At 33.8% G+C, this 25,646-nt stretch carries 28 protein-coding genes; 20 read left to right on the plus strand and 8 right to left on the minus strand.

The genetic code is table 11. From position 1 onward, the window contains the following. Nucleotides 1–2 precede the first annotated feature (2 nt). Together JVV30_RS08135 and JVV30_RS08140 are read left to right on the plus strand one after the other, a co-directional pair. Nucleotides 3–782, plus strand: a complete 780-nt coding sequence (locus JVV30_RS08135) for an N-acetylglucosaminidase (protein ID WP_204193960.1) — start codon at nt 3–5, stop codon at nt 780–782. Between the two features lie 96 nt (nt 783–878). Next, nucleotides 879–2,003 carry an FAD-dependent monooxygenase gene (locus JVV30_RS08140; RefSeq protein WP_070855305.1) on the plus strand — a complete coding sequence of 375 codons (1,125 nt, stop codon included), beginning with the start codon at nt 879–881 and terminating at the stop codon, nt 2,001–2,003. 100 nt (nt 2,004–2,103) lie between these two features. Here the strand turns inward: JVV30_RS08140 and JVV30_RS08145 are convergent, their stop codons facing one another. The 5 genes from JVV30_RS08145 to JVV30_RS08165 form a co-directional block, all read right to left on the minus strand. Beyond that, nucleotides 2,104–3,060: a 2-hydroxyacid dehydrogenase family protein gene (locus JVV30_RS08145; protein ID WP_204193961.1), complete on the minus strand. Its 957-nt coding sequence runs from the start codon at nt 3,058–3,060 to the stop codon at nt 2,104–2,106. A gap of 78 nt (nt 3,061–3,138) precedes the next feature. Next, a complete protein-coding gene (locus JVV30_RS08150) occupies nt 3,139–3,453 on the minus strand; it encodes a DMT family transporter (protein ID WP_204193962.1) in 315 nt (104 codons plus the stop codon). A gap of 1 nt (nt 3,454) precedes the next feature. Further along, nucleotides 3,455–3,784, minus strand: a complete 330-nt coding sequence (locus JVV30_RS08155; RefSeq protein WP_053028596.1) for a DMT family transporter — start codon at nt 3,782–3,784, stop codon at nt 3,455–3,457. A gap of 148 nt (nt 3,785–3,932) precedes the next feature. Then, nucleotides 3,933–4,532, minus strand: coding sequence for a CHAP domain-containing protein (locus JVV30_RS08160; RefSeq protein WP_070855301.1), 600 nt, complete (start codon nt 4,530–4,532; stop codon nt 3,933–3,935). 316 nt (nt 4,533–4,848) lie between these two features. Further along, on the minus strand, nt 4,849–5,277 hold the full coding sequence (locus tag JVV30_RS08165; protein ID WP_053028594.1) for a magnetosome magnetite crystal formation protein family: 429 nt from the start codon (nt 5,275–5,277) through the stop codon (nt 4,849–4,851). Between the two features lie 405 nt (nt 5,278–5,682). Between JVV30_RS08165 and JVV30_RS08170 the strand changes: the two genes are divergently transcribed. Continuing rightward, nucleotides 5,683–6,753: an NAD/NADP-dependent octopine/nopaline dehydrogenase family protein gene (locus JVV30_RS08170; protein WP_070855299.1), complete on the plus strand. Its 1,071-nt coding sequence runs from the start codon at nt 5,683–5,685 to the stop codon at nt 6,751–6,753. Between the two features lie 105 nt (nt 6,754–6,858). Next, nucleotides 6,859–8,265, plus strand: a complete 1,407-nt coding sequence (gene nhaC, locus JVV30_RS08175) for a Na+/H+ antiporter NhaC (protein ID WP_204193963.1) — start codon at nt 6,859–6,861, stop codon at nt 8,263–8,265. Between the two features lie 525 nt (nt 8,266–8,790). On the opposite strand, the gene JVV30_RS08180 is transcribed toward nhaC, so the two are convergent. Further along, nucleotides 8,791–9,555 (minus strand): CHAP domain-containing protein, encoded by a 765-nt coding sequence (locus JVV30_RS08180; RefSeq protein WP_070855297.1) that lies wholly within the window; start codon nt 9,553–9,555, stop codon nt 8,791–8,793. 802 nt (nt 9,556–10,357) lie between these two features. Here JVV30_RS08180 and JVV30_RS08185 point away from each other — a divergent pair. The 9 genes from JVV30_RS08185 to JVV30_RS08225 all read left to right on the plus strand — a co-directional run bounded on the left by JVV30_RS08185 (nt 10,358) and on the right by JVV30_RS08225 (nt 18,369). Next, on the plus strand, nt 10,358–11,080 hold the full coding sequence (locus tag JVV30_RS08185; protein WP_239469344.1) for an AraC family transcriptional regulator: 723 nt from the start codon (nt 10,358–10,360) through the stop codon (nt 11,078–11,080). 255 nt (nt 11,081–11,335) lie between these two features. Then, nucleotides 11,336–12,070, plus strand: coding sequence for a transcriptional regulator, SarA/Rot family (locus JVV30_RS08190; protein ID WP_239469345.1), 735 nt, complete (start codon nt 11,336–11,338; stop codon nt 12,068–12,070). A gap of 29 nt (nt 12,071–12,099) precedes the next feature. After that, nucleotides 12,100–12,423 carry a PH domain-containing protein gene (locus JVV30_RS08195; protein ID WP_070855295.1) on the plus strand — a complete coding sequence of 108 codons (324 nt, stop codon included), beginning with the start codon at nt 12,100–12,102 and terminating at the stop codon, nt 12,421–12,423. Between the two features lie 468 nt (nt 12,424–12,891). Beyond that, entirely contained in the window at nt 12,892–13,236 is a 345-nt protein-coding gene (locus JVV30_RS08200; protein WP_037549844.1) for a transcriptional regulator, SarA/Rot family, read from the plus strand. 159 nt (nt 13,237–13,395) lie between these two features. Beyond that, nucleotides 13,396–14,538 (plus strand): acyl-CoA dehydrogenase family protein, encoded by a 1,143-nt coding sequence (locus JVV30_RS08205; RefSeq protein ID WP_176747963.1) that lies wholly within the window; start codon nt 13,396–13,398, stop codon nt 14,536–14,538. A 256-nt stretch (nt 14,539–14,794) separates the two neighbouring features. Then, nucleotides 14,795–15,712 carry an ABC transporter substrate-binding protein gene (locus JVV30_RS08210; protein WP_053028587.1) on the plus strand — a complete coding sequence of 306 codons (918 nt, stop codon included), beginning with the start codon at nt 14,795–14,797 and terminating at the stop codon, nt 15,710–15,712. 278 nt (nt 15,713–15,990) lie between these two features. After that, entirely contained in the window at nt 15,991–16,953 is a 963-nt protein-coding gene (locus JVV30_RS08215; RefSeq protein WP_204193964.1) for a nucleoside hydrolase, read from the plus strand. A gap of 68 nt (nt 16,954–17,021) precedes the next feature. Then, a complete protein-coding gene (locus JVV30_RS08220) occupies nt 17,022–17,570 on the plus strand; it encodes a biotin transporter BioY (protein WP_070855293.1) in 549 nt (182 codons plus the stop codon). A gap of 34 nt (nt 17,571–17,604) precedes the next feature. Then, complete coding sequence (locus JVV30_RS08225) at nt 17,605–18,369, plus strand: GNAT family N-acetyltransferase (RefSeq protein ID WP_053028584.1); 765 nt, start codon at nt 17,605–17,607, stop codon at nt 18,367–18,369. A 25-nt stretch (nt 18,370–18,394) separates the two neighbouring features. On the opposite strand, the gene fdhD is transcribed toward JVV30_RS08225, so the two are convergent. Further along, complete coding sequence (gene fdhD, locus JVV30_RS08230) at nt 18,395–19,198, minus strand: formate dehydrogenase accessory sulfurtransferase FdhD (RefSeq protein ID WP_070855292.1); 804 nt, start codon at nt 19,196–19,198, stop codon at nt 18,395–18,397. Between the two features lie 202 nt (nt 19,199–19,400). Here fdhD and modA point away from each other — a divergent pair, with 202 nt between their 5' ends. From modA to JVV30_RS08255, 5 genes are all read left to right on the plus strand, one after another. Continuing rightward, nucleotides 19,401–20,195 carry a molybdate ABC transporter substrate-binding protein gene (gene modA, locus JVV30_RS08235; protein WP_070855291.1) on the plus strand — a complete coding sequence of 265 codons (795 nt, stop codon included), beginning with the start codon at nt 19,401–19,403 and terminating at the stop codon, nt 20,193–20,195. An 11-nt stretch (nt 20,196–20,206) separates the two neighbouring features. Continuing rightward, nucleotides 20,207–20,878, plus strand: coding sequence for a molybdate ABC transporter permease subunit (gene modB, locus JVV30_RS08240; protein ID WP_070855290.1), 672 nt, complete (start codon nt 20,207–20,209; stop codon nt 20,876–20,878). Continuing rightward, a complete protein-coding gene (locus JVV30_RS08245; protein WP_053028580.1) occupies nt 20,879–21,484 on the plus strand; it encodes an ATP-binding cassette domain-containing protein in 606 nt (201 codons plus the stop codon). A 260-nt stretch (nt 21,485–21,744) separates the two neighbouring features. Further along, the gene (locus JVV30_RS08250; protein WP_070855289.1) at nt 21,745–22,749 is read left to right on the plus strand and encodes a ThiF family adenylyltransferase; all 1,005 of its coding nucleotides are present in this window, start codon (nt 21,745–21,747) and stop codon (nt 22,747–22,749) included. 11 nt (nt 22,750–22,760) lie between these two features. Next, a complete protein-coding gene (locus JVV30_RS08255) occupies nt 22,761–23,267 on the plus strand; it encodes a MogA/MoaB family molybdenum cofactor biosynthesis protein (RefSeq protein ID WP_070855288.1) in 507 nt (168 codons plus the stop codon). 106 nt (nt 23,268–23,373) lie between these two features. Here the strand turns inward: JVV30_RS08255 and moaC are convergent, their stop codons facing one another. After that, on the minus strand, nt 23,374–23,856 hold the full coding sequence (gene moaC, locus JVV30_RS08260) for a cyclic pyranopterin monophosphate synthase MoaC (protein WP_070855287.1): 483 nt from the start codon (nt 23,854–23,856) through the stop codon (nt 23,374–23,376). Nucleotides 23,857–23,918: 62 nt separating this feature from the next. On the opposite strand from moaC, the gene JVV30_RS08265 reads away from it, so the two are divergent. Next, on the plus strand, nt 23,919–25,178 hold the full coding sequence (locus tag JVV30_RS08265; RefSeq protein ID WP_204193965.1) for a molybdopterin molybdotransferase MoeA: 1,260 nt from the start codon (nt 23,919–23,921) through the stop codon (nt 25,176–25,178). Next, nucleotides 25,175–25,645: a molybdopterin-guanine dinucleotide biosynthesis protein B gene (mobB, locus tag JVV30_RS08270; protein ID WP_070855285.1), complete on the plus strand. Its 471-nt coding sequence runs from the start codon at nt 25,175–25,177 to the stop codon at nt 25,643–25,645. The genes JVV30_RS08265 and mobB overlap by 4 nt, the downstream gene beginning before the upstream one ends. Nucleotide 25,646 lies beyond the last annotated feature (1 nt).

The raw sequence follows: 25,646 nt of genomic DNA on the forward strand, positions 1-25,646 counted from the left end.
ACATGAAACAATTATCTCATTTACGTTTGCCAATCATATTGTTAGGTACTATCATCATTATTTTCATTGTTTTATTAATTATTAATCACTCGGATTTGTTGAAAAATGATCGTCATTATAGCTTTCAAGAAGCATTACAGAAACAAACAGATGCAAGTGTGTTAAATACAGTTGAAAGCAATGGTCAATTTGTGAATGCGAATAACCAAGACATAGAGAAGGCGATGCGCATATCACGAGATGATAATAACTTTAAATACATGGATATTTCTCAACAAGTTCCAATGTCGAAACAAGAAGTAAATCAGATGCTAAAAGGATACGGTATTCTTGAAAATCAAGCCGATGCTTTTATAGAAGCGCAAGATAAATATAAAGTGAATATCATCTACTTAATAAGCCATGCACGTGTTGAAACGGCGAATGGTGAATCTAAACTCGCTAGTGGTATCAAAGATGGCAAGACACGGTATTATAATTTTTTTGGTGTGGGTGCCTTCGATGAAAATGCAATACATACAGGTAAAAGCTACGCGAAAGAAGCAGCATGGACGACACCACGCAAAGCAATACTAGGTGGTGCCAAATTTATCCGTGCGAACTATTTTGATAATGACCAGATTACGCTCTATCAAATGCGATGGAATCCTAAGAATCCAGGTCAGCATCAGTATGCGAGTGATATCTTATGGGCAGATCATATCGCAACATTTATGCAATCATATTATGATGAATTTGGTATTAAAAAAGATGATATTCGCAAAAACTTCTATACTTCATGATTAGGTTAACAATTGCAGGATGTTGCATTTCCAACTGCAATGATAAAGAATAGTTATGATAAAATTTAGTAGAATTTAATACTGAGGTGTAAATAAATGAAAATTGCAATAATTGGTGCAGGAATAGGTGGTTTAACCGCTGGTGCACTACTTTCAGAAAAAGGACATGACGTTTCTATCTTTGAAAGACAACCAAACATTAGTGAAGTTGGCGCAGGGATAGGCATTGGTGATAATGTCATTAAGAAATTAGGAAAACATGACTTAGCTAAAGGCATCAAAAATGCGGGTCAAAACTTATCAGCGATGAATGTCCTTGATGACAAAGGAAACATTTTATCTACTGTGAAATTAAAAGAAAACACATTAAATGTTACTTTAGCACGACAAACATTAATAGAACTCATAGAGTCTTATGTCAATCCTCAATGTATTTATACTGATCATGATGTCATTAAAGTTGATAATGTTGATCAACAAGTGCTAGTTCATTTCTCTAACCATGCAAGTCAGCGCTTTGATTTATGTATAGGTGCAGATGGCATTCATTCTGTTGTCAGACAAGCTGTTCATCCGAATGCCAAGCTACTTTATCAAGGGTATACGTGTTTTCGTGGCTTAGTGGATGATGCAAACCTACAAAACACAGATATAGCTAATGAATATTGGGGTAAACGTGGTCGCGTAGGTATTGTCCCACTTATCAATAATCAAGCGTATTGGTTTATCACAATGAATGCGTCTGAAAAGGATTCAAAATATCAATCATTTGAAAAACCACATCTTCAAGCATATTTCAATAATTATCCAGAACCCGTACGCCATCTTTTAGATAAACAGAGCGAAACAGGTATTCTGAAACATGATTTATATGATATGAAACCAATCAAATCATTTGTAAACCAACGCATACTATTGTTAGGAGATGCAGCACATGCAACAACACCTAATATGGGGCAAGGTGCAGGGCAAGCAATGGAAGATGCAATTGTATTAGCCAATTGCTTAGCTGAATACGATTTGGACAAAGCATTAAAACGCTATGATAAGTTAAGAGTTAAACATACTACTAAAGTCATTAAACGTTCAAGAAAGATTGGTAAAATAGCTCAAAAAGATAACAAATTAGTCATCTCATTACGCAATGGTGTAATGAAGCGAACACCTAAACGTTTATTAAGTAGACAAACTAAATTCTTATATAAAGCGAAAAGTAAATAAAAAAATAAGACGGATACTGAAGTCATTATACATGCTTAAGTGAGTACGAATTCACTTAGCCATAAGACCTTTCAGTTTCCGTCTTTTTTCATATTTTAGATTACTTATTAACTATAAATTGAGGTGTGTCGCCACTTAATTTTTTGATTGTATCATTTGCAACGATTTTAGACATCATATCTCTAGCTTCAAATGTTGCGTTACCAATGTGTGGTGTGATAACGACATTATCAAGTGATTTTAATCCTTCCGTAATGTCAGGTTCAAATTCATAAACATCTAATGCAGCGCCTTCGATTTCTTTTTCTTCTAAAGCTTTTACTAAAGCTTCTTCGTTAACAATAGGGCCACGACCTGCATTAATTAAATAGGCTGTTGACTTCATTCGTTTGAATTGCTCAGTATCAATCATATGATGTAAATCTGGATTATATGCAGCATTAATCGTGATGAAGTCTGCATTTTCAAGTAATGTATTTAAATCTACGTATTTCGCACCAATTTCGCGTTCTTTTTCTTTCTTTTGATGTGGACCAGTATATAAGACATCCATATCAAAAGCTTTCGCGCGTTTAGCTACTGCACTACCAATTTCTCCTAGACCGATGATACCAATTGTTTTACCTGATACTTCACGACCTCTGAAGAATAAAGGTGCCCAACCGTCAAAACCTTTAGTACGAGATAATTTATCGCCTTCTACTATGCGACGGGCAACAGCTAAAACAAGGCCAAATGTTAATTCAGCTGTTGATGCAGTTGATGCTTTAGGTGTATTTGTAACATCAATATCTTTTTCACGTGCGTATTTAATATCGATGTTATTAAATCCAGCACCATAGTTTGCAATGATTTTTAAGTTAGTTGCGCTATCAATTACTTCTTGATCCACATTCGTTGAAAGGATACTTATTAGTGCAGTAGCGTCTTTGACACCTTCTTTTAGCGTTTCCTTGTCAATGATGCCCTCACCATCATACATTTCAACTTCAAAGTGTTCTTTAAGTAGATTTAATCCTACGTCAGGAATTGCGCCAGCGATATAAACTTTTTCCATGATACTCACTCCTTAACATTGTTTTCTCCTTAAGTATAATAAAAGGAGAAAACGTATACAAATGTAATTCATTTCATTTTATTGAATTATTTTGAGACCAATTACAGAGAAAAGTATTAAGAAAATGAAGAATATGCGGCTAAAATGTGTTGATTCTCTATAAAATATCATTCCTACAATAGCGCCTCCAGCAGTACCAATACCTGTCCAGATAGCGTAAGCAGTGCCCATTGGAATGGTTGCCATTGCTAGTTTTAAAGTACTAAAACTAAAAATGAACGTCACTGCCATCAAAATAATATAAATTTTTTGTTTTGAACGTGCAAATTGATTTAACCAAATGACACCAAGTACCTCTAATAATCCCGTAATGAGTAAATATAGCCATGACATATTACATACCTCCTTGAGGCGTGTCGTTCGTTGATAATTTGAGGCCTATAATTCCTATCAACAATAGTAGTAACAAGCCCAGTTTCGTAATCGTAAATGGTTGACCAAAGAAAAGCATATCAGCAATCACTGTACCAGCAGCTCCTATGCCTACAAACACCGCATAAACGGTCCCAACAGGTAGATGTCGAGAAGCGGAAATCATTAAATAGAAGCTTAATACAATAAAGATTAAAGTGAATAACCAAGTAACGAAATTATGGGCATTACTTAATCCTATTACCCAAACCACTTCAATCAGACCAGCAAAGATGACTTTAAGCCATTGCATAACCTAACACTCCTTACCTATAAAAGACTAATATGCTCATTCTCTCAAATCGTTGATTAAAATTCAATTTGAGAAACTTAAAAAAGCGTATGCTGTTAATGTTTAATTAACGAGGCATACGCTTTTAACTGATCATTATATATAGAAATTATGATAAGTGGATATAGTTATAAGCACTTGCTTGGCTTGCTGAAATGGTACGCGTATCTTTGACAAATGGTCCGCCAGAATAATTCATTTCTGAAACAGTTATAGAACCATCACTATTAACGCTCTCCACGTAAGCAACATGTCCATAAGTACCTTCAGATGTTTGTAGAATTGCGCCTTTTTCAGGTGTTTGATTCACCGTGTAGCCAGCTGCTGAAGCTGCACTAGCCCAATTATTCGCATTTCCCCAAGTACTCCCAATGTTGCCACCAACTCTGTCATAAACATACCACGTACATTGGCCAGCTGTATATAAATTACCAGATGTTGAAGAAGTCGTTTGTGTTGATGACGTAGTTGTTGTTGAAGTACTACTAGATGACGTACTTCCGTCAGTTATTGAAGATGAAGTAGTGCTTTGGTTATAGTTAAATGATTGTTGGTTAAATTGAGGTTGTTGATAACCGCCACCGAATTGATTGTGTTGTGGTGCTGGATTGTGATTATATTCCGCAGCATCCGCATGGTTAGCATTTAATCCTAATGCTGATACACCAATGCCTGCTGTTAAAGTTGAAATTGTAATGATTTTTTTCATAGTAAAAAGTCCTCCCAAAATATGATATTCAACAATAGGTTTAGTTAGCGATATGTTGAATTGACTTTGATTTAAGTTTTTAGTCGCTCCCAACGACAAATCATACTTTAACAGATTTCAAACCCGTTATGTGCATTGTTACGTTTTCGTAAATGAAATACAAAAACCTTGAACAACTCCGTAATAAAGGGGTGCTCAAGGTTACGTAATGTAATAATGCTTGGAATATGCATGTATACTACATTATTCTTATATTTTGATAATGTTAACATATGATTTATGTTACAGGCATTTGTAACATTAGTTGGTACGCTATTTATTTAAAGAAACGAATTGATAACGGAACAACATACGCTTTTCCACTAAAATATTTCACACAAGCAACGATGTGGAATACGAAATATAAAATAGAAAGCACAAATAGCAAGATAGAAAGAATAAAGATTAATATTGTTACGATAATGATAACCGCTTCATTATTAACAGCATATATGAAGAATAACGGAACAATACAAATGCCAATGACAGCACTCCAAATGAAATATGAAATGAGCATGTTGAAGTAATTTTTTCCAGCTTTATCAACTAATTGTGATTCATTACGTTTAATAGCCCAAATAATAATCGGACCAATAATAGAAGTAAAAAAGCCTAATAAGAAGACTAACATTGCCATTAAACGCGCATCTTGCTCATTATCCCTCTGAATCGGAGAGTTGTGTGATTGATTATCATATTCTGACATAATAATACTCCTTTCAACTTATAATCATGTATCACTATTAATATAACAAAGTTACTTTAAAATGATTAGTTAATTTTAAAATTAATTTAAATTAATTTAGCGTGTTTAATTTTTTAAAAATAGGATATAGTTTAGCGTTGTATAAATTTAAGTACTAATTTGTTTAATAATGATTCATATGAATGATTTGGCAGTAGCTGACTGAATAAAAATGATGATGGCTTTAATTTATTTTTATTCTAGCCAACTTTGCCCGGGAGCGGGACTTGGAAACAGATAGTTATTTTGGACTGTCTTTTCAAGGTTAAATAGAAATCTAGTGAAGCGATGTAGATTTCTAACCTGCTCCCTTTATTTTTAATCAAAATGAGAGACAATAAGATAGTTTGAAAGGAAGTTATAATTATGAAAATAGCAGTAGTAGGATCAGGTAATGGTGCAGTAACAGCGGCAGTAGATATGGTGAATCAAGGCCATGATGTGAAATTATACTGTCGAAATTCATCTATTAAAAAGTTTAATCATGCATTAGAAAAGGGTGGCTTTGATTTTAACAATGAAGGTGCCGAATCATTTGTACCGTTTACTGACATCAGTGATGACATTGAATATGTCTTGAAAGACGCTGAACTTGTTCAAGTAATTATTCCTTCATCTTATATTGAATACTATGCGGAAATAATGGCTGAGCACGTGACGAATGATCAACTGATTTTCTTTAATATTGCAGCAGCGATGGCTTCAATCCGTTTTATTAATGTACTTGAGGATAGACATATCGAGGTTCAGCCTAAGTTTGCTGAAGCTAATACGCTAACGTACGGTACGCGTGTTGACTTTGAAGCAGCACGTGTAGATTTATCACTCAATGTACGTAAGGTGTTCTTCTCTACTTATAACAAGAAAGAACTTAGTGACAGCTTTGAAAAAGTGAGTCAAGTTTATCCATACCTCGTTAAAGAAGAAAACTTATGGAAGACAAATTTAGAAAATGGAAATCCAGAAGTACATCCTGGGCCAACATTATTAAATGTAGGTCGAATCGATTATGCAGATTCATTTGCCTTGTATAAGGAAGGAATCACGAAACACACTGTCAGATTATTACATGCGATTGAATTAGAACGTTTAACGTTAGGTCGTAAATTAGGGTTTGAACTCTTAACTGCGAAAGAGGCACGTATACAAAGAGGATATCTAGAGCGTAAAGACGAAGATGAACCATTAAATCGACTCTTTAATACGAGTCCTGTTTTCTCTCAAATTCCTGGACCTAATTCAGTTCAAAATCGTTACTTAACAGAAGATATCGCATATGGCTTAGTGCTATGGTCAAGTCTAGGACGAGCAATCGATGTTGAGACACCCAATATCGATGCGGTTATCATGATTGCGTCTACAATTTTAGAACGTGACTTTTTCGAAGAAGGTCTTAAAGTTGAAGAACTTGGTTTAGAAAAACTCGGTTTAGAATAATGAAAAGTTGAATAAACGATGTATACATGCATATTTAATTAATCATTCAAATAAATATTTAGCTATGAAAAGAGGTCATTAATCTAATAGAAACGAGGAATGTGTATGAAAAGACAGCCATCGTTCTGGGAAGCAATATCTACAATCATCGTTATGGTTCTTGTCGTAACAATCGGATTTATAAAATTTAATATTCCAATTCAAGTGCTATTACTTATATCTTCTGCCTATGCTGCTTTAATTGCTTGGCGTGTAGGATTAAAGTGGGAAGATTTGGAAGAGGGTATTACTCGAAGGCTAACAACGGCAATGCCTGCAATATTTATTATCTTAGCAGTAGGCATTATTGTTGGTAGTTGGATGTATTCTGGAACTGTACCAGCTTTAATTTATTACGGTTTGAAATTTTTAAATCCACATTATTTTTTAGTTTCTGCATTTATCATTTCAGCAATTTGTAGTTTAGCCACAGGGACAGCATGGGGCTCTGCGTCTACTGCGGGTATTGCTTTGATATCTATTGCACATCAGCTGAATATCGACTTAGGTATGGCAGCAGGTGCTATTATTGCAGGTGCAGTTTTTGGTGATAAAATGTCACCATTATCAGATACTACCAATTTGGCTGCCTTAGTCACTAAGGTGAACATCTTTTCTCACATTAGGGCAATGATGTGGACGACCATACCGGCATCAATAATAGGGTTGATCGTATGGTTCTTTGCAGGATTAAATTCAAAAGGTGCAGTCAATACAAAGCAAATACATCAATTATTAAATGAACTTGATGGTATATATCATATTAATATATGGGTGTGGATACCTTTGTTAGTTATCATTATTTGCTTAGTGTGTCGAGTATCCACAGTACCCTCTATGTTAGCATCTAGTCTGAGTGCTGTTATTGTAGGTACATTAAATCATCACTTTAATATGGTTGATGGATTTAAAGCTATGTTTAACGGTTTTACACCTGCAATGACTGGTCATACCAATCTCTCTAACAATGCGACGTCGTTATTAGAACAAGGTGGCATGATGAGTATGACAGAAATACTTGTTACAATTTTCTGTGGTTATGCTTTCGCAGGTATTGTAGAGACATCAGGATGTTTAGATGTCATGTTAAATACAGTATCTAAAGGTGTAACATCAGTGGGGACGTTAATTTTAATAACGGTGATATGTTGCTTAATGTTAGTTTTTGCTGCTGGTGTAGCATCTATAGTCATTATCATGGTGGGTGTCTTAATGAAAGACATGTTTGTCGATATGGATTTGGATAAAACTAATTTATCAAGAACTTTAGAAGATTCTAGTACAATGGTATTGCCGTTAATACCTTGGGGAACTTCAGGAATTTATTACACACAACAATTGGGCGTATCTGTAGATCAATTCTTTATTTGGACAGTGCCGTGTTACTTATGTGCAATTCTAGCTATTGTTTATGGATTTTCAGGACTTGGTATTCGTAAATTAAACAACAAAAGTTATGTAAAAAATTCGTAAAAATATGTTTAATCATTTGTCAAAAGGATATATTCAAGTATGTTAAAACATTACATAGATATTTTTGTAGCGATGATATCTAATGCATTTAAGTTTTAACTGTAAATATACTCAAAATATTTCATAGTAGTGGGTTCAATTTTTGTAGCGAGAATTGGATCCATGAACGATGACAAACGAATTTATTATTAGCACCATTATAGTAAAAGATATAACAAAGCAAGAAAGAATGAATTTGTTGGACATACATTAAGATTGGAAAGTATGGATTGTTACTTTCCAATCTTTTTTAATACGCTTAATTATATATCCAACAGGTCACAATATGATTAAACTTGTGCACATTAAAAAGGGAGCGGGACAGAATTCTTTTGAATTCGTCGTCCCACCCCCGCAAGGATGACTAGAACTGAGAAAAGCTTGATTTAAGCGCCTTCTCAGTTCAGTCAGCTACTGCGAATTTGCTAAATAGCATTATTATATTATTTATGTCCCAGACTGTTAATTTATTTGTTACGCATAAAATTAGTGAATGTAGTTGTATGCAGCAGCTTGGCTAGCTGAGATAGTACGTGAAGTAACAACACCAGCACCGTGACCGTAGTTCATTTCTGATACAGTAACTGAACCGTCACTACCAACGCTTTCAACATATGCTACGTGACCGTAAGCACCTTGAGAAGTTTGTAAAATAGCACCAGCTGATGGTGAATTGTTTACAGTGTAACCTGATGCAGCTGCAGCGCTTGCCCAGTTATTAGCATTGCCCCAAGTAGAACCGATTTTACCGCCTACTCTATCAAATACATAGTATGTACATTGACCAGCAGTGTATAAGTTACTACCTGAACTTGAAGCTCTTGAAATTGACACACCATTAGATTGTGATGATGGCGCAGTAGTTGTAGTTACTTTAATGTTACGATCTGAAGTTGAGTAGCTTGCACCTAAACCACCAGTTTGTTGTGTGTTTGAACTATATGATTGTGTGTTATTGTCATAGTAATTGTAGTTATAGTTGTTATAGTTATTGTAATTATTGTAGTTATATGAATAGTTGTAGTTTGAATAATTTGATTGACTAGAGTGATTTACTTGATTTGGGCTCCAGTTACCTTTCCAAGTGTAATGATAGTTACCTTGTTGGTCGATAGTGTAAGAGTAGCTGTATGAAGTTGGATCATTTGGATTGTAACCTTGTTCAGCTGCATGTGCCTCATGACCATGTCCAGCGATAGCGATTGTTGCAACTCCTGCAGTAGCGATTGTAGCTGTAGCGATTTTTTTCATTGTAAAATTTCCTCCTGAGAATTAAATTAATATTTTATATTTAATAGTCATTTGATGACCCTTGAGTCCAGTTTTTAATAAGTTTCTTAACGACAAGAAATACTTTATCAGAAAAAAATCATTTTGTGTGCGTTGTTATCATTTTGTAATTTTTTGCTAATAAATAGTGTTGAGATAAATACAATAAGTAATTTTTTGTAATATTAAAAAACGCTGTTATAGCAACGTTTTAAAAAATATATGAAAAAGATACTCATTTCTCTGTAACATTTTTGTAAAGTAACAGCAAAAAATAAATTTGATATAAAATTAATAGAATTCATTATTTTTGTATTGTTTTTACAATAAGTATCTGAATCATCTTTTAATTTAATTGTATTATTACTCTCTCGCAGGCGTGTTAAAGCAATTTATAATATTTGATATTATAAAAATCATTTTGGATATAAAAATCGTTATATAAGATAATAAAATGATATAATTGGTTAAAAGTTTGCTACTGATAATACCGAAATAAACCATACAATTATATATGAAGATAGACATTCGATTAAATGCGTTAAAATTAGAGAAACGTTAATGATGCAGCAATAGTTATTAGAGTTATGGGGGATAATTTATTATTTCTGTTTATGTCATGTCTTTATATATTATAAAGTGAGAGGACGTACGTATGATTAATAACTTTTCGGTAAAACTTTTAAAAGATATAAAGATAAGCAAGCAAAAGGAATCGAATATTAAATTAATCTATTGGCTGAAAGGGTCAGGACGAGTAAATTTAAATTTAGAGAGATTTCAGATGCAAGAAAGAGATTTATTATTTGTGATGCTAAATGATATTTACTCGATTGAAAGCGAAGATGGTGCGATCGTCGCAAACATTGAAATAGCATTCAAAGATTATTTGAAGTTTGCTGATGATTATATTAAGTCAAATGGCTATAAATTTTCTTCTATAGAAAGAAGTCAAATAGAACCATTTATTCTAAATATACTGGAATTTGAAAGTAGACAACCGCACAAATTACAAATAAAAGATAAGCTTGTTAAACATTTATGTGTAGAATTAGGATATTTGCAAAGAAAACAACGTGTTCATTACAAATTAGAAAATGCTTTAGTTGATAAGGTACACGAGTATGTTATTGAACATCACAGTACTAAGATTAGTCGTCAGGACATGGCAAACGCACTCAATATGTCAGCTAAAGAATTAAGTAAAGTTATCAAATATCACACACCTTATCGTAATATAACGCAATATATAAATGATGTTAGATTAAAATTATGTTTAATAGACATCTTAATCAGTAATCATTTGATTCAAGACATTGCGTTCAAGCATGGGTTCAATCATCTTCCACATTTTATCGCTTTATTTAATAAAAGGTATGGTAACACACCTGGTCAAATTCGAACTAAAAATCAGTCACATCAATACCAATCATTGAATCAATCAGAAATACCGTTTGATGAAACAACCCAGTTATTAATTGCTGAAGCCAAAGCGCATTACAGTTAAAATAACCTATCAGAAGTCATCAATCACTGTTATGATTGCGTATGCGTAAGTACGACCTACTGATTCACAAAATATAAAGATGAAGTTGTTTTATTGAAAGAGTCATGTAAATGTCTATCTTTGAAAAGGTTGGGTAGGAATAGTGGTGTATCATTGCTATGTTCAAAGTAATCTTAATCATTTTATACGGTTAAGCGATTTGCCATAGATGCTTTCGATAGCCCAATCTAAAGATTGTGTCATGAGGTGATAGGTATGGTGGATAAGCATAAGTTAGAAACATTATTGTTTTATCTGGTTTTTATGAAGGCGGTAGGTGAGGTGCTAAAGTATAGCTACCAATTAAAGTTTGAACAATTAAAAACATTAAATGAAGTCATTAATTATTATCATGTTCATCATCAAGGTATTTATATAGATGAATTAATCACGTATCAATCTATTTCAAAAAGACAACTAAGACATCATTTAGAGCACTTGTACCATTTGGGATGGATTATTAAATTGCGTGATCATAATGATCAAAGACGCTTATTATTTCTCCCATCAACAAACTGTCAGGATAAACTCAATACGATGTTTTCTGAAATTAATGAAATGGTAAAAGTGAAAAACTTTGCATGTATAATAGAAAGTACCCATTACAATTCATTGAAATATGTCATCACTATTTTTGATGCACGATATAAAGTCCAAATGTTAGCGAAGGAATTTAATCTGAGTTTAGATGAACTGATTTTATTAGGAGCGTTCATTTCGAATCGGCAAGTCATTTCATTAAAAGAGATTCAATCTATGTCTTATCGATACTTAATATGTATAAACGCAGTTATTAATGAACTTTATCATAAAGGGTATTTAGAGAAATATCGTAATTCGATAGATGAACGTATTGTAAACATAAAATTTAGTGAATCACGAGCATATGAAACCTATCAAATATTTGTTAAATGTTACAATAAATTCCAAGAGGAAATGAGATTGATTTAATAAACATAATAGGTAAGGAGAATGAATGCATGATTTTAGATAATGTGAATCCCGATGATTTGTTCCCAACAGAGTCTAAAGGGCCTTCTGTACTAGGGATGATTGAGTATAACGTTCAAGGACAAAGTGAGTTTGAAGGTGCGTTTATTGCTACCTCTGAAAGATTAATTATGAATGTAGATATGAATGGACAATTCTATTATAGAAATATTCCATACAATGAAATAGAAGCAATTGAATTTGATGGTAAAGATTTAGTGTTTACTTTTAACATTGGGAAAGTACCAATGAAACAAATTCAAACAAAAGAGATTCAACCATTTGTTGATTATGTGAATGCTAAAATTAAATAACAATAAAATGGCAGTATTAGATAATTAAGGGATAAAAAAACAGTTATTAACTATTTTTTCAGTTAGTTTAAGTCTTTAATATATAGAAAGAACGAAATAAAAAATTAATATAACGAAGCGACATTGCAAATATATCGTAGCTGACTGAATTGAGACAGCGATTTAAAGAAGCTGTGTTCAACGCGAATCATCTTTGTTAGGAGTGGGACAATGAATTCAAAAAGAGTTCTGTCGCACTCCTTTTTTATATTCTATTAACTAGCAATTAAGACAAATTGATTATGTGTAATTTAATTGATGGAACGTGTTATTGATATATAATATCATTTTAATTTCATAAAAATATTGAAATATTATACTTAAATGTTATAAAATAAAATTTATAGCATAAGAAATGTTTGGTAAGTAATAAATAGTAGACATGAACCTTGTAGCAACAAGACGTACATCAGAGGAGTGGTTTAGGATATGGGACAAATTAAAGACATCAATGATTTAGTTAACGCAACATTTCAAGTTAAAAAGTTCTTCAAAGACACTAAAAAGAAATATAATTTAAATTATGAAGAGGTTTATATTTTAAATTATATTGCAAGAAGTAAAACAAATGAAATAACTTCGAAGGAAATTGCAACGTATTCAGAGTTTAAACCTTATTACTTAACTAAAGCATTACAAAAGTTAAAAGATTTACAGTTACTTTCAAAAAAGCGTAGCATACAAGATGAAAGAATAGTTATTGTTTATGTAACAGATGAACAACGAGACAAGATTAATAAACTGATTGCTGAATTAGAAAAGTACATCAAGTAATTCATGTTTATTCATGAGAAGACTTAAGTATTGAGATATTCAATCTCTCTGACTTAAGTCTTTTTATATTGCTATCTGAACGTGGTTAACTTTCATTTTAAAATGTTGAGTGATAAACTAGGTTTAAATAACAATGACAATGAACAGGTGATATAATTGATCAATTCAGTTCTGATTAACACAGATATACAAAGAAAATGGATACAAAAGTTTCAATCAATTGAGGAAACTTTTAAAAAAAGAGCAGGAGAAAATGATAAACAATCGAGATTCCCATTTGAGAATATTGAATGGTTAGTGCAAGAAGGATATAGCATACTTACGTTACCCGTTGAATATGGCGGTGAAGGCGCGACTATTGAAGATATGGTTGTGTTACAAACGTATTTAGGAGCAATTGATGGTGCAACGGCGTTATCAATCGGTTGGCATTTAAGTGTCATAGGACAAATATATGAACAATCAATGTGGAATCAAGATATGCTGGATCGTTTTGCTAAAGAAATTAAAAATGGTGCTTTAGTCAATAGAGCAGTAAGTGAAGCGGATACAGGTAGCCCTACTCGTGGTGGCAGACCTGCAACGCATGCAGTTAAGCAAGATGATGGCTATCTATTAAATGGTGTTAAAACGTTCACATCAATGAGCAAAGCGTTGACACACTATATTGTCGCCGCTTATGTCGATGACTTGCAAGAAGTAGGATTTTTCTTAGTGCCTAGAGCCACTGAGGGCTTAGAAATTGCCGATAATTGGAATATGGTAGGTATGAGAGCAACAGAAAGTCACGATTTAGTATTAAATGATGTGTGGGTACCGAATGACTTTTTTGTTGAGTCAAAACGAAAACCGCAACCGAATGGATGGATATTGCACATTCCTAGCACTTATTTAGGCATTGCTCAGGCGGCAAGAGATTATGCAATCAATTTCGCAACAACGTATGGTCCAAATAGTATAGAAGGTACGATTAGTCATTTGCCAACTGTACAACAAAATATTGGTAAAATGGAGTCGCTATTATTATCAGCTCGTCATTTCTTATGGAGTACTGCTAAAGGCTATAATCATCCAGAAAATCAACCTAAGTTATGGAATGAAACATCTGCGAGTAAAGTACTAGTAATGAATCAAGGGTTAGAAGTAGTTGATTTAGCGATGAGAATCGTTGGCGCGAAGAGTCTTGAAATGGAACGACCATTGCAACGTTATTACCGTGATATGAGAGCTGGATTACACAATCCACCTATGGAGGATGCCGCTTATACTAACATAGCTAAATCTGTGTGCAATTTATTTTAAATAGTGTAAATAAGGTAAGTATAAGAGAATGGGAAAAAATAATAGTATGAAGTAGTAGTTGATCGAACAGAGAAGATGCTTAAATCAAGCTTTTCTCAGTAGCGATGAGCTTTGCGGGGGGAGTGGGACAACAATTTTAAAATAATGTGTTCCACTCTTTTTTAATTTATAAATAATTTAAAATTTTATTGTAAAACGTCGCATTGTAGGATATAATTTTGTTGAAATTGATAATCGTTTTCAACAGGAGGATGTTATGAAGAAATTAATTTTACCATTACTAGTTCTAATCATCGTTTTAGCTGCATGTGGTAATAACGGTGGTTCGGGTAAATCTGATTCAAAAGAAGAAACAAAATCATATAAATTAGATAGTGGAAAGACGATAGATATTCCTAAAGATCCTAAACGTATTGCTGTCGTTGCACCTACATTTGCAGGTGGTTTACATAAATTAGGCGCGAATATTGTTGCGGTTAACAATCAAGTTGATCAAAGCCCAATTTTAAAAGAGAAATTTAAAGATACAACAAAAATTGGTGAAGCTGACGTTGAAAAAGTGGCTAAGAAAAAACCAGATTTAATTATTGTTTACTCTACAGATAAAAATATCAAAAAATATGAAAAAATCGCACCAACGATTGTTGTTGATTATGGTAAACACAAATACCTTGAACAACAAGAAATGTTAGGTAAGATTATGGGTAAAGAAGACGAAGTTAAAAAATGGGAAGAAAAATGGAAGAAACAAACTGAAAAAGATGGCAAAGAAATCAAAGATGCAATTGGTAAGGACGCAACAGTTTCTATCTTAGATGAATTTGACAAGAAAGTTTACACTTACGGCGACAACTGGGGGCGTGGTGGAGAAGTATTATATCAAGCATTTGGTTTGAATATGCCTAAAGGCCAACAAGATTTAGTTAAAAAAGAAGGTTGGGCTGAAGTCAGTCAAGAAAAAATTGAAGACGTAGCTGGTGACTATATCGTCTCAACAGGAGAAGGTAAATCTAAACCAAGTTATGAGACAACAAACATCTGGAAAAACTTGCCAGCAGTTAAAAATGGTAACGTGATTGAAGTTAAGGCTGAAACATATTGGTATAATGACCCTTACACACTTGACTTTATGCGAAAAGATTTAAAAGACAAATTAATTGAAGCTAGTAAATAATAGAATATAGAGACGACGATCAATTTTTTATGATATTTTAAGAGCCTGGGACATCAATCAATGTTTTAGGCTCTTAAAATATATTGGCAGTCGTTGACTAACATAACAGTGCACTTGCAACAAGCTTCTTTTAATTTTAGGCAACCTTACTGAAAGGGCCCAACACAAAGCATTTCATCAAGAAAGTCTACAAGCTAAGCAAGTTGAGAGCGGAACAACAAAATAAATTTTTGGGAAAATATCATTTCTGTCCCGCTTTATTTACTATTTACATAATAATGGGAGGAATCACTTTGACTAAAGTATATTTTAACCACGATGGTGGTGTAGATGATTTAATATCTTTATTTTTATTATTACAAATGGAAGATATTGATTTAGTTGGTGTAAGTACAATAGGAGCAGATTGCTATTTAGAACCGTCTGTTAGTGCTTCATGTAAAATTATTAATCGATTTTCTAATGCATCATTACAAGTTGCGCCATCATATGAACGTGGTGCCAATCCTTTTCCGAAAGAGTGGAGAATGCATGCATTCTTTATGGATGCATTGCCGATATTGAATGAACAAACGACGAATCAACAATCTGGCATGAGCAACCTAGAAGCGTATGAGGATATTATACGCGTATTGAGCGAGTCAACAGAAAAGATAACACTATTGTTTACGGGACCATTAACAGATTTGGCTAAAGCACTTAAAATTGATCCAAGCATTCAGAAGAATATTGATAAATTAGTATGGATGGGAGAGACTTTTCTTGAAAAAGGCAATGTGGAAGAGCCAGAACATGATGGTACAGCTGAATGGAACGCATTTTGGGATCCAGAGGCGGTAAAAGTAGTATTTGATAGTGACATTGCTATAGATATGGTGGCTTTAGAAAGCACGAATCAAGTGCCATTAACATTAGATATTCGACAAATGTGGGCAAACGAACGTCATTATTCAGGCGTTGATTTTCTAGGCGTTAGTTATGCGGCAGTCCCACCTTTGACTCATTTTATAACTAATTCAACTTACTTTTTATGGGATGTCCTAACCACTGCTTATGTTGGTAATCCTGAATTGGTTCAATCAATAACAAAGCATGTTGATGTTGAACATCAAGGACCAAGTCAAGGGCGTACATATGTGACAGAAAAAGGTCGTCCTGTCCAAGTTGTTACGAGTGTAAATCATGATGACTTCTTTAAATATATTACGCAGTTAGCTAAAAAAGTAGATTCTCCTTCATAAATGTAAACTTTTTATTTTATAAAGTTTACATTAGTGGTATAATCATCTTCGTAGAAGGAGGATACAACATGAATACAAGAAATTTAGTTTACACAGCTTTAATGACAGCGATTATTTGTGTTTTAGGATTGGTTCCGGGCATTCCGCTTCCGATTATGCCAGTACCTATCGTATTACAAAATATTGGTATATTTTTAGCAGGTATGATATTAGGTAAAAAATATGGGACACTCAGTGTCATAGTCTTTTTACTATTAGCTGCTGCAGGTTTACCAGTTCTTTCAGGTGGACGTGGAGGAATCGGCGTATTTGCAGGACCATCAGCAGGATTCTTATTCTTATATCCGGTTGTTGCGTTTGGTATTGGTTTTGTAAGAGATCAATATTTTAATAAAATCAATTTTGCCGTATTATTTGTTACTACATTAGTAATTGGTGTTTTATTTTTAGATATCGTCGGTACAATTATTATGGGCTTCATTATACATATTCCAGTAAGTAAAGCCTTCTTATTGTCATTTACTTTTATGCCAGGAGATATCATTAAAGCCATCATTGCAAGTTTAATTGGCGTAACACTTTTAAATCATTCACGCTTCAAAAGTTTGATACAATAAGTCTAACAAATGAACGAGGCAGGTGGATGTAGTGATGTCGAATATATCAATCCGAAACATTGCTCAAGAGGGGCATCTATATCATGAAGATGAACGAATAATGATTTACTTAACACCTTCACAACCTTTGAAATATGATACAAATAAGTGGGTGTATAAAGAAATGCCAACTATAGAACAGTGGCATAAAGATATGACTACACAGTATGAATTGCATGAGCAACAGCATTCGAATCATTTAGCGTTTACTTTTCCAGAGAATGAAAGATTGGAAGAAGTATGGAAAAATGCAATTGAAAAAGAAGGATTTCAACTAGGTTTACTTGAATTCTATATTATAGAAGGTAATGAATTAACACGCTTACCTAGTCGAAAAGATGTTGTGATTGAAGAGGTAAATGAAAGCAATATGGAAGATTATTTGAATATTTATTATTCATTTGCCTTGCCTTATGGTAAGCCGTTTGCGATTGAGAGTGTCAATGATACGAGACGGACAATTCAGCATAAAAAAGATAACATATGCCGACTAATAGCCTACGTTGACAAAGCACCTGTAGGTACTGTTGATGTGATTGAAACTGAGGAAACTATCGAAATTGATAGTTTTGGTGTTATGGAAAACTATCGAAGACAGGGTGTTGGATCAACTTTGCAAGCACATATAGGCAGCATAGCAAATGAACGTCCAGTTATACTCGTAGCTGATGGAGAAGATACAGCCAAAGATATGTACACGAAACAAGGTTACACGTATCAAAGCTTTGTGTATCATATCATCAAAGAAGATGTAAAATAAAAAGGCCACTGACGCATTTGGAAGATTAATCCAATGTGTCAGTGGCTTTAATACGTTCTGGATGACTATAAACATTAAAGTTGCCATCTCTAATAAAACCAATTGCAGTTATATTTAAATCATTAGCTAACGTAATCGCTAACGTAGTAGGTGCAGATTTGGATAAAATGACGCCTACACCTATTTTAGCCGCCTTTAATAATATTTCCGATGAAATACGCCCACTAAAAATAAGGACCTTATTTCTGACAGGTATATGTCTTTCAAGACAAAATCCGTAAAGCTTATCGAGCGCATTGTGACGGCCGATATCTTGTCTATGTTCAAAAAATTCATCACCATCACTAATGGCAGCATTATGCAAACCACCTGTTTGTTTAAACAATGTACTAGCGGATTGTAGCCCAGTCATCATATTGAGCACTTGTTTCGGCGTTAATGTAATTTTGGACATTGAGGTTTTAGCGATAGCTGCATCATTGTGAAAGTAAAATTCTCTACTTTTTCCGCAACATGATGCAATCATACGTTTAGTTGAATACTCAAAACGGTCGCCTAAATCTTTAGTTAACTCTACATGTGCGAAACCTTTACTATCATCTATTTGCAAAGCGCGTATTTCTTCTTTTTTATAAATAGCTCCCTCAGAAGCTAAAAATCCCACTACAAGTTCTTCCATATGTGTTGGACTACAAATGACAGTAGCAAATTCTGTGCCATTAACAATAATTGTCAATGGAAATTCTGTAACATAGCTATCTGTTGTATTGATGAGTTGCCCATCTTCATAGCGGAGGATAGATTGCCCTTGTAATACATCTTTATCCATTTTTTATTTCTCCTTTAGGCATATATAACTCTATATTAAAACTTTTGAACATTATTTGAAAAGATTTAAATTACATATAAATTATTGATAGTATATTAAATATATTTAATAATATGAAGATTAGGTGAAATTTATCATTTTATACCTTTTAAAAGCTATAAATAAGCGTATAATAAGTGGTATAAAAGGAGGGGGTTGTGAAATGAAACTTAAGCATTTCATGGCAGTTATTATTACATTAGTTATTATTTTAGCAGGATGTTCAAATTCTGGTAGCAATGATAGTGGAAATAAATCATCTGACTCAAGCAAAAAAGATAGTGACAACAAACAAGAATTACAAATTTCGGCAGCAGCTAGCTTAGGTGATGTAAGTAAAGCATTAGAGAAAGAATTTAAAAAAGATCACAAAAATGTTGATGTGAGCTTTAACTATGGTGGTTCTGGTGCATTAAGACAACAAATTGAAAAAGGTGCCCCAGCTGACGTATTCATGTCTGCGAACACTAAAGATGTTGATATGCTAAAAGATAAAGACAAAGCACACGATACATACAAATATGCACATAATAAGCTTGTCTTAGTTGGAGATAAAAATAGCGACAAAACATCAGTTAAAGATTTAGAAGATAATGAAAAATTAGCAATTGGTGAAGTTAAAACAGTTCCAGCTGGTAAATATGCGAAACAATATCTAGAAGATCAAGGTTTATATAATGACGTTAAAGATCATTTAGTTTATGCCAAAGACGTTAAACAAGTATTAAATTATGTTGAAAAAGGCAATGCCGAAATGGGCTTTGTTTATGAAACAGATTTATATACTGACAACAAAAAAACAGATAAAGTAAATGAAATTAAAGAAGCAGAACTTAAAAAACCAATCACGTATGAAGCAGGTGCAACTTCAGATAAAAAGCTTGCGAAAGAGTGGATGGACTTCTTAAAATCTGACAAAGCGAAAGATATCTTAAAAGAGTATCATTTCGAAGTTTAGGAGGGTGAAGAATGCCTGAATTAACACCTTTTTGGATATCGATTCAAGTAGCCGTCATAAGTACGATTATTGTAACAGTACTAGGTATTTTTATATGTCGATTGCTTTATAAGGGAAAAGGGCATCTTACTAAACTCCTTGAAAGTTTTATATTATTACCCATTGTTCTACCGCCAACGGTGCTAGGGTTTATCTTACTCATAATATTTTCTCCTAGAAGTGTTGTAGGACAATTTTTTGAAGAGGTACTACATCTTCCGGTAGTATTCACAATGACAGGTGCAGTTATTGCATCTGTCATTGTTAGTTTTCCGTTAATGTATCAACACACGATTCAAGGATTTAGAAGTATTAACCCTAAAATGTTAAATACTGCTCGTACCATGGGGGCAAGTGAAAATAAAATATTCTATCGCTTAATTTTACCGTTATCTAAACGTTCAATCATTGCGGGGATTATGATGAGTTTTGCTCGTGCAATTGGAGAATTTGGTGCAACATTAATGGTTGCAGGTTACATACCAAATAAAACGAACACGTTACCACTTGAGATATACTTTTTAGTGGAACAAGGTAGAGAAAACCAAGCTTGGTTATGGGTGCTTGTGTTAGTCGCATTTTCAATTACTGTAATAGGTGTATTGAATTTTGCTAATAAAGATAAATATAGGGAGGTAGATTAGATGTTAGAGTTAAAACTACAATATCAATTAAAGAAGACGTTTATTGATATTAACATTCATGATACTGTCCCTAAAATTTATGCAATACGAGGACCTTCAGGTATAGGTAAAACGACAGTATTGAATATGATAGCAGGTTTAAGAAAACCGGATAAAGCATATATTAAAATAAATGATAGACTTATCACTGATACTGAACATAAAGTGAACGTGAAAATCCAAGAGCGTCATATTGGTTATTTATTTCAAGATTACCAATTATTTCCGAACATGACAGTGAATAAGAATATCACTTTTATGGCTAAACCATCTGTTCATATAGATGACTTAATGGATCGTCTAAATATTCATCATTTAAGCGCGCAATATCCAGCGACGCTTTCAGGAGGCGAATCTCAACGTGTTGCATTAGCACGTACATTAAGTACGAAGCCAGATTTAATTTTATTAGATGAACCCTTTTCAAGTTTAGATGATGCGACAAGAGATGAGGGAATCAAGTTAATCAAACGTATTTTTAAAGAATGGAAGATACCTATCATCTTTGTTACACATTCTAATTTTGAAGCTGAAGTTTTAGCGGATAAAATCATAAAGATAGGGTAATAAGAGGCTGAGACATAAATAATATAATGAAGCTATTTTGAGAATTCGCAGTAGATGACTGAACTGAGAAGGCGCTTAAATCAAGCTTTTCTCAGTCCTAGTCATCCTTGCGGAGGTGGGCGGGGCCCCAACACAAAAAATCACGAAAGTGATTTTACAAGCTAAGCAAGTTGGGGTTACGACGAATTTAAAAGAATTCTGTCCCACTCCCTGTTCGTTATAATAATAGAAATGGGTCTTAACTAGAGAGGGCAATAAAAATGACGAGGGAACGTTATTCGAGACAAACTTTGTTTAAAGGAATAGGAGCTAACGGACAAAATAAAATCAGTCAAAAGCATGTACTTATTGTTGGTATGGGTGCATTGGGAACACATGTTGCTGAGGGGCTCGTTCGTGCAGGAATAAACACACTTACAATTGTGGATAGAGACTATATTGAATTTAGTAATTTACAGCGTCAAACATTATTTACAGAAGAGGATGCTAATAAAATGCTACCTAAGGTCGTCGCTGCTGAACGTCATTTAAAAGCATTGCGTCAAGATCTAGCACTCAATACGTTCATTACGCATGTTGATTATTATTTTTTAGATAAACATGCACAGCATGTAGATTTAATCATTGATGCTACGGATAATTTTGAGACAAGACAATTAATCAATGACTTTGCTTATAAAGAGAAAATACCTTGGATTTATGGTGGTGTCGTACAAAGCACTTATATAGAAGCTGCATTTATACCCGGACAGACACCGTGTTTCAACTGTTTAATGCCACAACTCCCAGCAATTAATTTAACGTGTGATACAGTCGGTGTTATACAACCTGCAGTCACAATGACAACGAGCTTTCAATTGCGAGATGCCCTTAAATTATTAACTGAACAATCAGTGCCTAGTAAATTAACATACGGGGATATATGGGAAGGACAACATTATACATTTGGCTTTAGTCGCATGTTTAGAAATGAATGTCCAACGTGTGGTTCAAATCCATCATTTCCTTATTTAAATCAGCAACATACATTATATGCAACATTATGTGGTAGAGATACAGTACAATATGATAATGATAATATTACCCAGGAAATGGTGCGTGAGTTTCTTAAACAACATCAACTTAATTATAGAGAAAACAAATATATGATAATGTTTGAATATAAAGGACATCGAATTGTTAGTTTTGAAGGTGGGCGGATGCTTATACATGGCACAACAAAAACGTCAGATGCCATTCATTTAATTAATCAATTATTCGGATAGGAGTGAATTTAATGCATCAACATGATCATGCGAAAGTAGACAGAACGATTCATTGTGCAGTTTTGACAGTTTCAGATACTAGAGATAAAGAAACAGATAAAGGTGGTCAACTTGTTCAAACTTTAATACAAGACATTAATGTTGAAGTCGCAAAGTCACATTATGCGATTGTCAAAGATGATAAAGAAGCGATTTATTCGCAAATCAAACAATGGTTGGCAACTGATATTGATGTCATTATTACAACAGGTGGTACTGGCATTGCGCAAAGAGATGTTACGATTGAAGCAGTTAAACCCATCTTTGATAAAGAAATAGAGGGGTTTGGAGAATTATTTAGATATTTAAGTTACACAGAAGATGTGGGCACTAAAGCTTTATTATCAAGAGCGGTTGCTGGTACAGTCGAAAATAAATTAATTTTCAGTTTACCTGGATCAACTGGCGCTGTGAAATTAGCTATTGAAAAGTTAATTAAGCCAGAATTAAATCATATGTTGCATGAATTGAATAAATAAAAAAATAGTCATGGATTTAAACTTAAATGATAGGTTTCCCTAATTGAAGTTTTGCATCCATGACTTTATTATTTAAATTGAACATAATATATGGGCTTAGAATAGCTTATCGACGATAATCACCTGATTTGCCACCTGATTTTGATTCAAGATACGTTTCACCAATGATCATGCCTTTGTCTACTGCCTTCGTCATATCATAAACGGTTAGTGCAGTCGCTGATGCGGCAGTTAATGCCTCCATTTCAACACCAGTCTTTCCTGTTGTGGAGACAATCGCAGTGATATTTAATGTATAAGACATGTTGTCATTCGTTTGCCAATCAAATTGAACATCAATACCAGTTAAAGGTAAGGGGTGGCACATAGGTATTATTGTTGATGTGTTCTTAGCGGCCATAATACCAGCAATTTGGGCCGTATTTAAAACGTTACCTTTCTTATTAGTATTTTCAATTATTTGATTATAAATTGTTTCATTAACAGTAATGCTAGAATGGGCTTGTGCAGTACGCTTCGTAACAGCTTTATTTGAAACATCAACCATTTTAGCATTACCTTGTTCATTAATATGAGTGAATTTTGACATATTAACCCTCCTGATAGGGATAGTATATCATGATTTTAAATAATAAATTGGAGATGAAATCAATGGCAGTTGAAAAAAGAAATCCTATACCAGTGAAAGAAGCAATACATCGTGTTGTCCAACAAGAGATATATTTAAATCAAATTGAAGTGAATTTAGATGAGAGTTTAGGATATATTTTAGCAGAGGATATTGTTGCGACTTATGATATACCTCGTTTTAATAAATCACCTTATGATGGGTTTGCGATACGCAGTGAAGACTCTGCAGGTGCCTATTCAGAAAACCGCAAACAATTTAAAGTAATTGACCATATAGGTGCAGGTTCAGTTTCTAGTAAAACACTTGGTCAAAACGAAGCGGTGCGTATTATGACGGGTGCTCAAATTCCAGAAGGCGCCGATGCAGTAGTGATGTTTGAACAAACAGTTGAAGACGGAGATACATTCACGATACGTAAATCATTTGAAGCAAATGAGAATGTATCGCTTAAAGCTGAAGAAACGACAACTGGAGATATTGTTTTGAAAAAGGGACAAGTCATTAACCCCGGTGCAATAGCCGTATTAGCAACGTATGGTTATACTAAAGTGCCAGTCACACGTCGTCCTAGCATTGCTGTCATTGCAACAGGTAGTGAACTATTAGATGTGAACGATGACTTGCAACCAGGAAAAATTCGCAACTCAAATGGTCCAATGATTAAAGCATTATCAGAGAAGATTGGCTTAAACGTGGAAGCATACAAAATCCAACAAGATGATTTAGAAAGTAGTATTGCTGTAGTTAAAGATGCTATGTCTAAACACGATATTGTTATAACAACTGGCGGTGTTTCTGTTGGAGACTTTGACTACCTACCAGAAATTTATAAAGCGGTTAATGCTAAAGTATTATTTAACAAAGTTGCAATGCGACCTGGTAGTGTAACAACGGTAGCTGTTGCTAATGGACAATATTTATTTGGCTTGTCAGGCAACCCATCTGCTTGCTTTACCGGTTTTGAATTATTTGTGAAACCAGCTGTTCAGCACATGATGGGCGCAACTGCATATTACCCTCAGGTTGTTAAAGCTACATTAATGGAAGATTTTACGAAAGCTAATCCATTTACACGTTTTATTCGAGCAACTGCTAATTTCTCACAAAGCGGTGCGACTGTAGTACCATCAGGGTTTAATAAATCAGGAGCAGTAGTGGCAATTGCGCATAGTAATGCAATGATTATGTTGCCAGGGGGGACAAGAGGATTTAAAGCTGGACATACAGTAAATGTTATTTTAACTGAATCTAATGTTTTTGAGACGGAAATGACCTTATGATTTTGCAAATCGTAGGCTTTAAAAATTCAGGAAAAACAACATTGATGCAACATACGATACAATTTTTAAAATCTCATGGTTACACTGTAGCAACAATCAAACATCATGGTCACATTGGTGATGATATCACGCTTCAAGAGGATCATGTAGATCATATGAAACACTTTAATGCTGGAGCAGATCAAAGCATTGTGCAAGGTGAACACTATCAACAAACGGTCACGCGTGCATATAAACAAAATCTTACTCAAATGATTGACCAATCTGTTACAATTGATTGTAATATCATTTTGGTTGAAGGATATAAAGATGAACATTATGATAAAGTAATTGTTTATCGAACAACCGAAGAATTAGAACAGCTAAAGCAATTGACATGTGTTAAATATTGTTACCATGTTCAAGATATACAAGCATTATCACATTATGATAATTGGCTATTACAATGGATAGAGCAAAGGAATTGAC

This window comes from Staphylococcus sp. GDY8P47P (assembly GCF_016892225.1).
GTDB classification, from domain to species: domain Bacteria; phylum Bacillota; class Bacilli; order Staphylococcales; family Staphylococcaceae; genus Staphylococcus; species Staphylococcus borealis.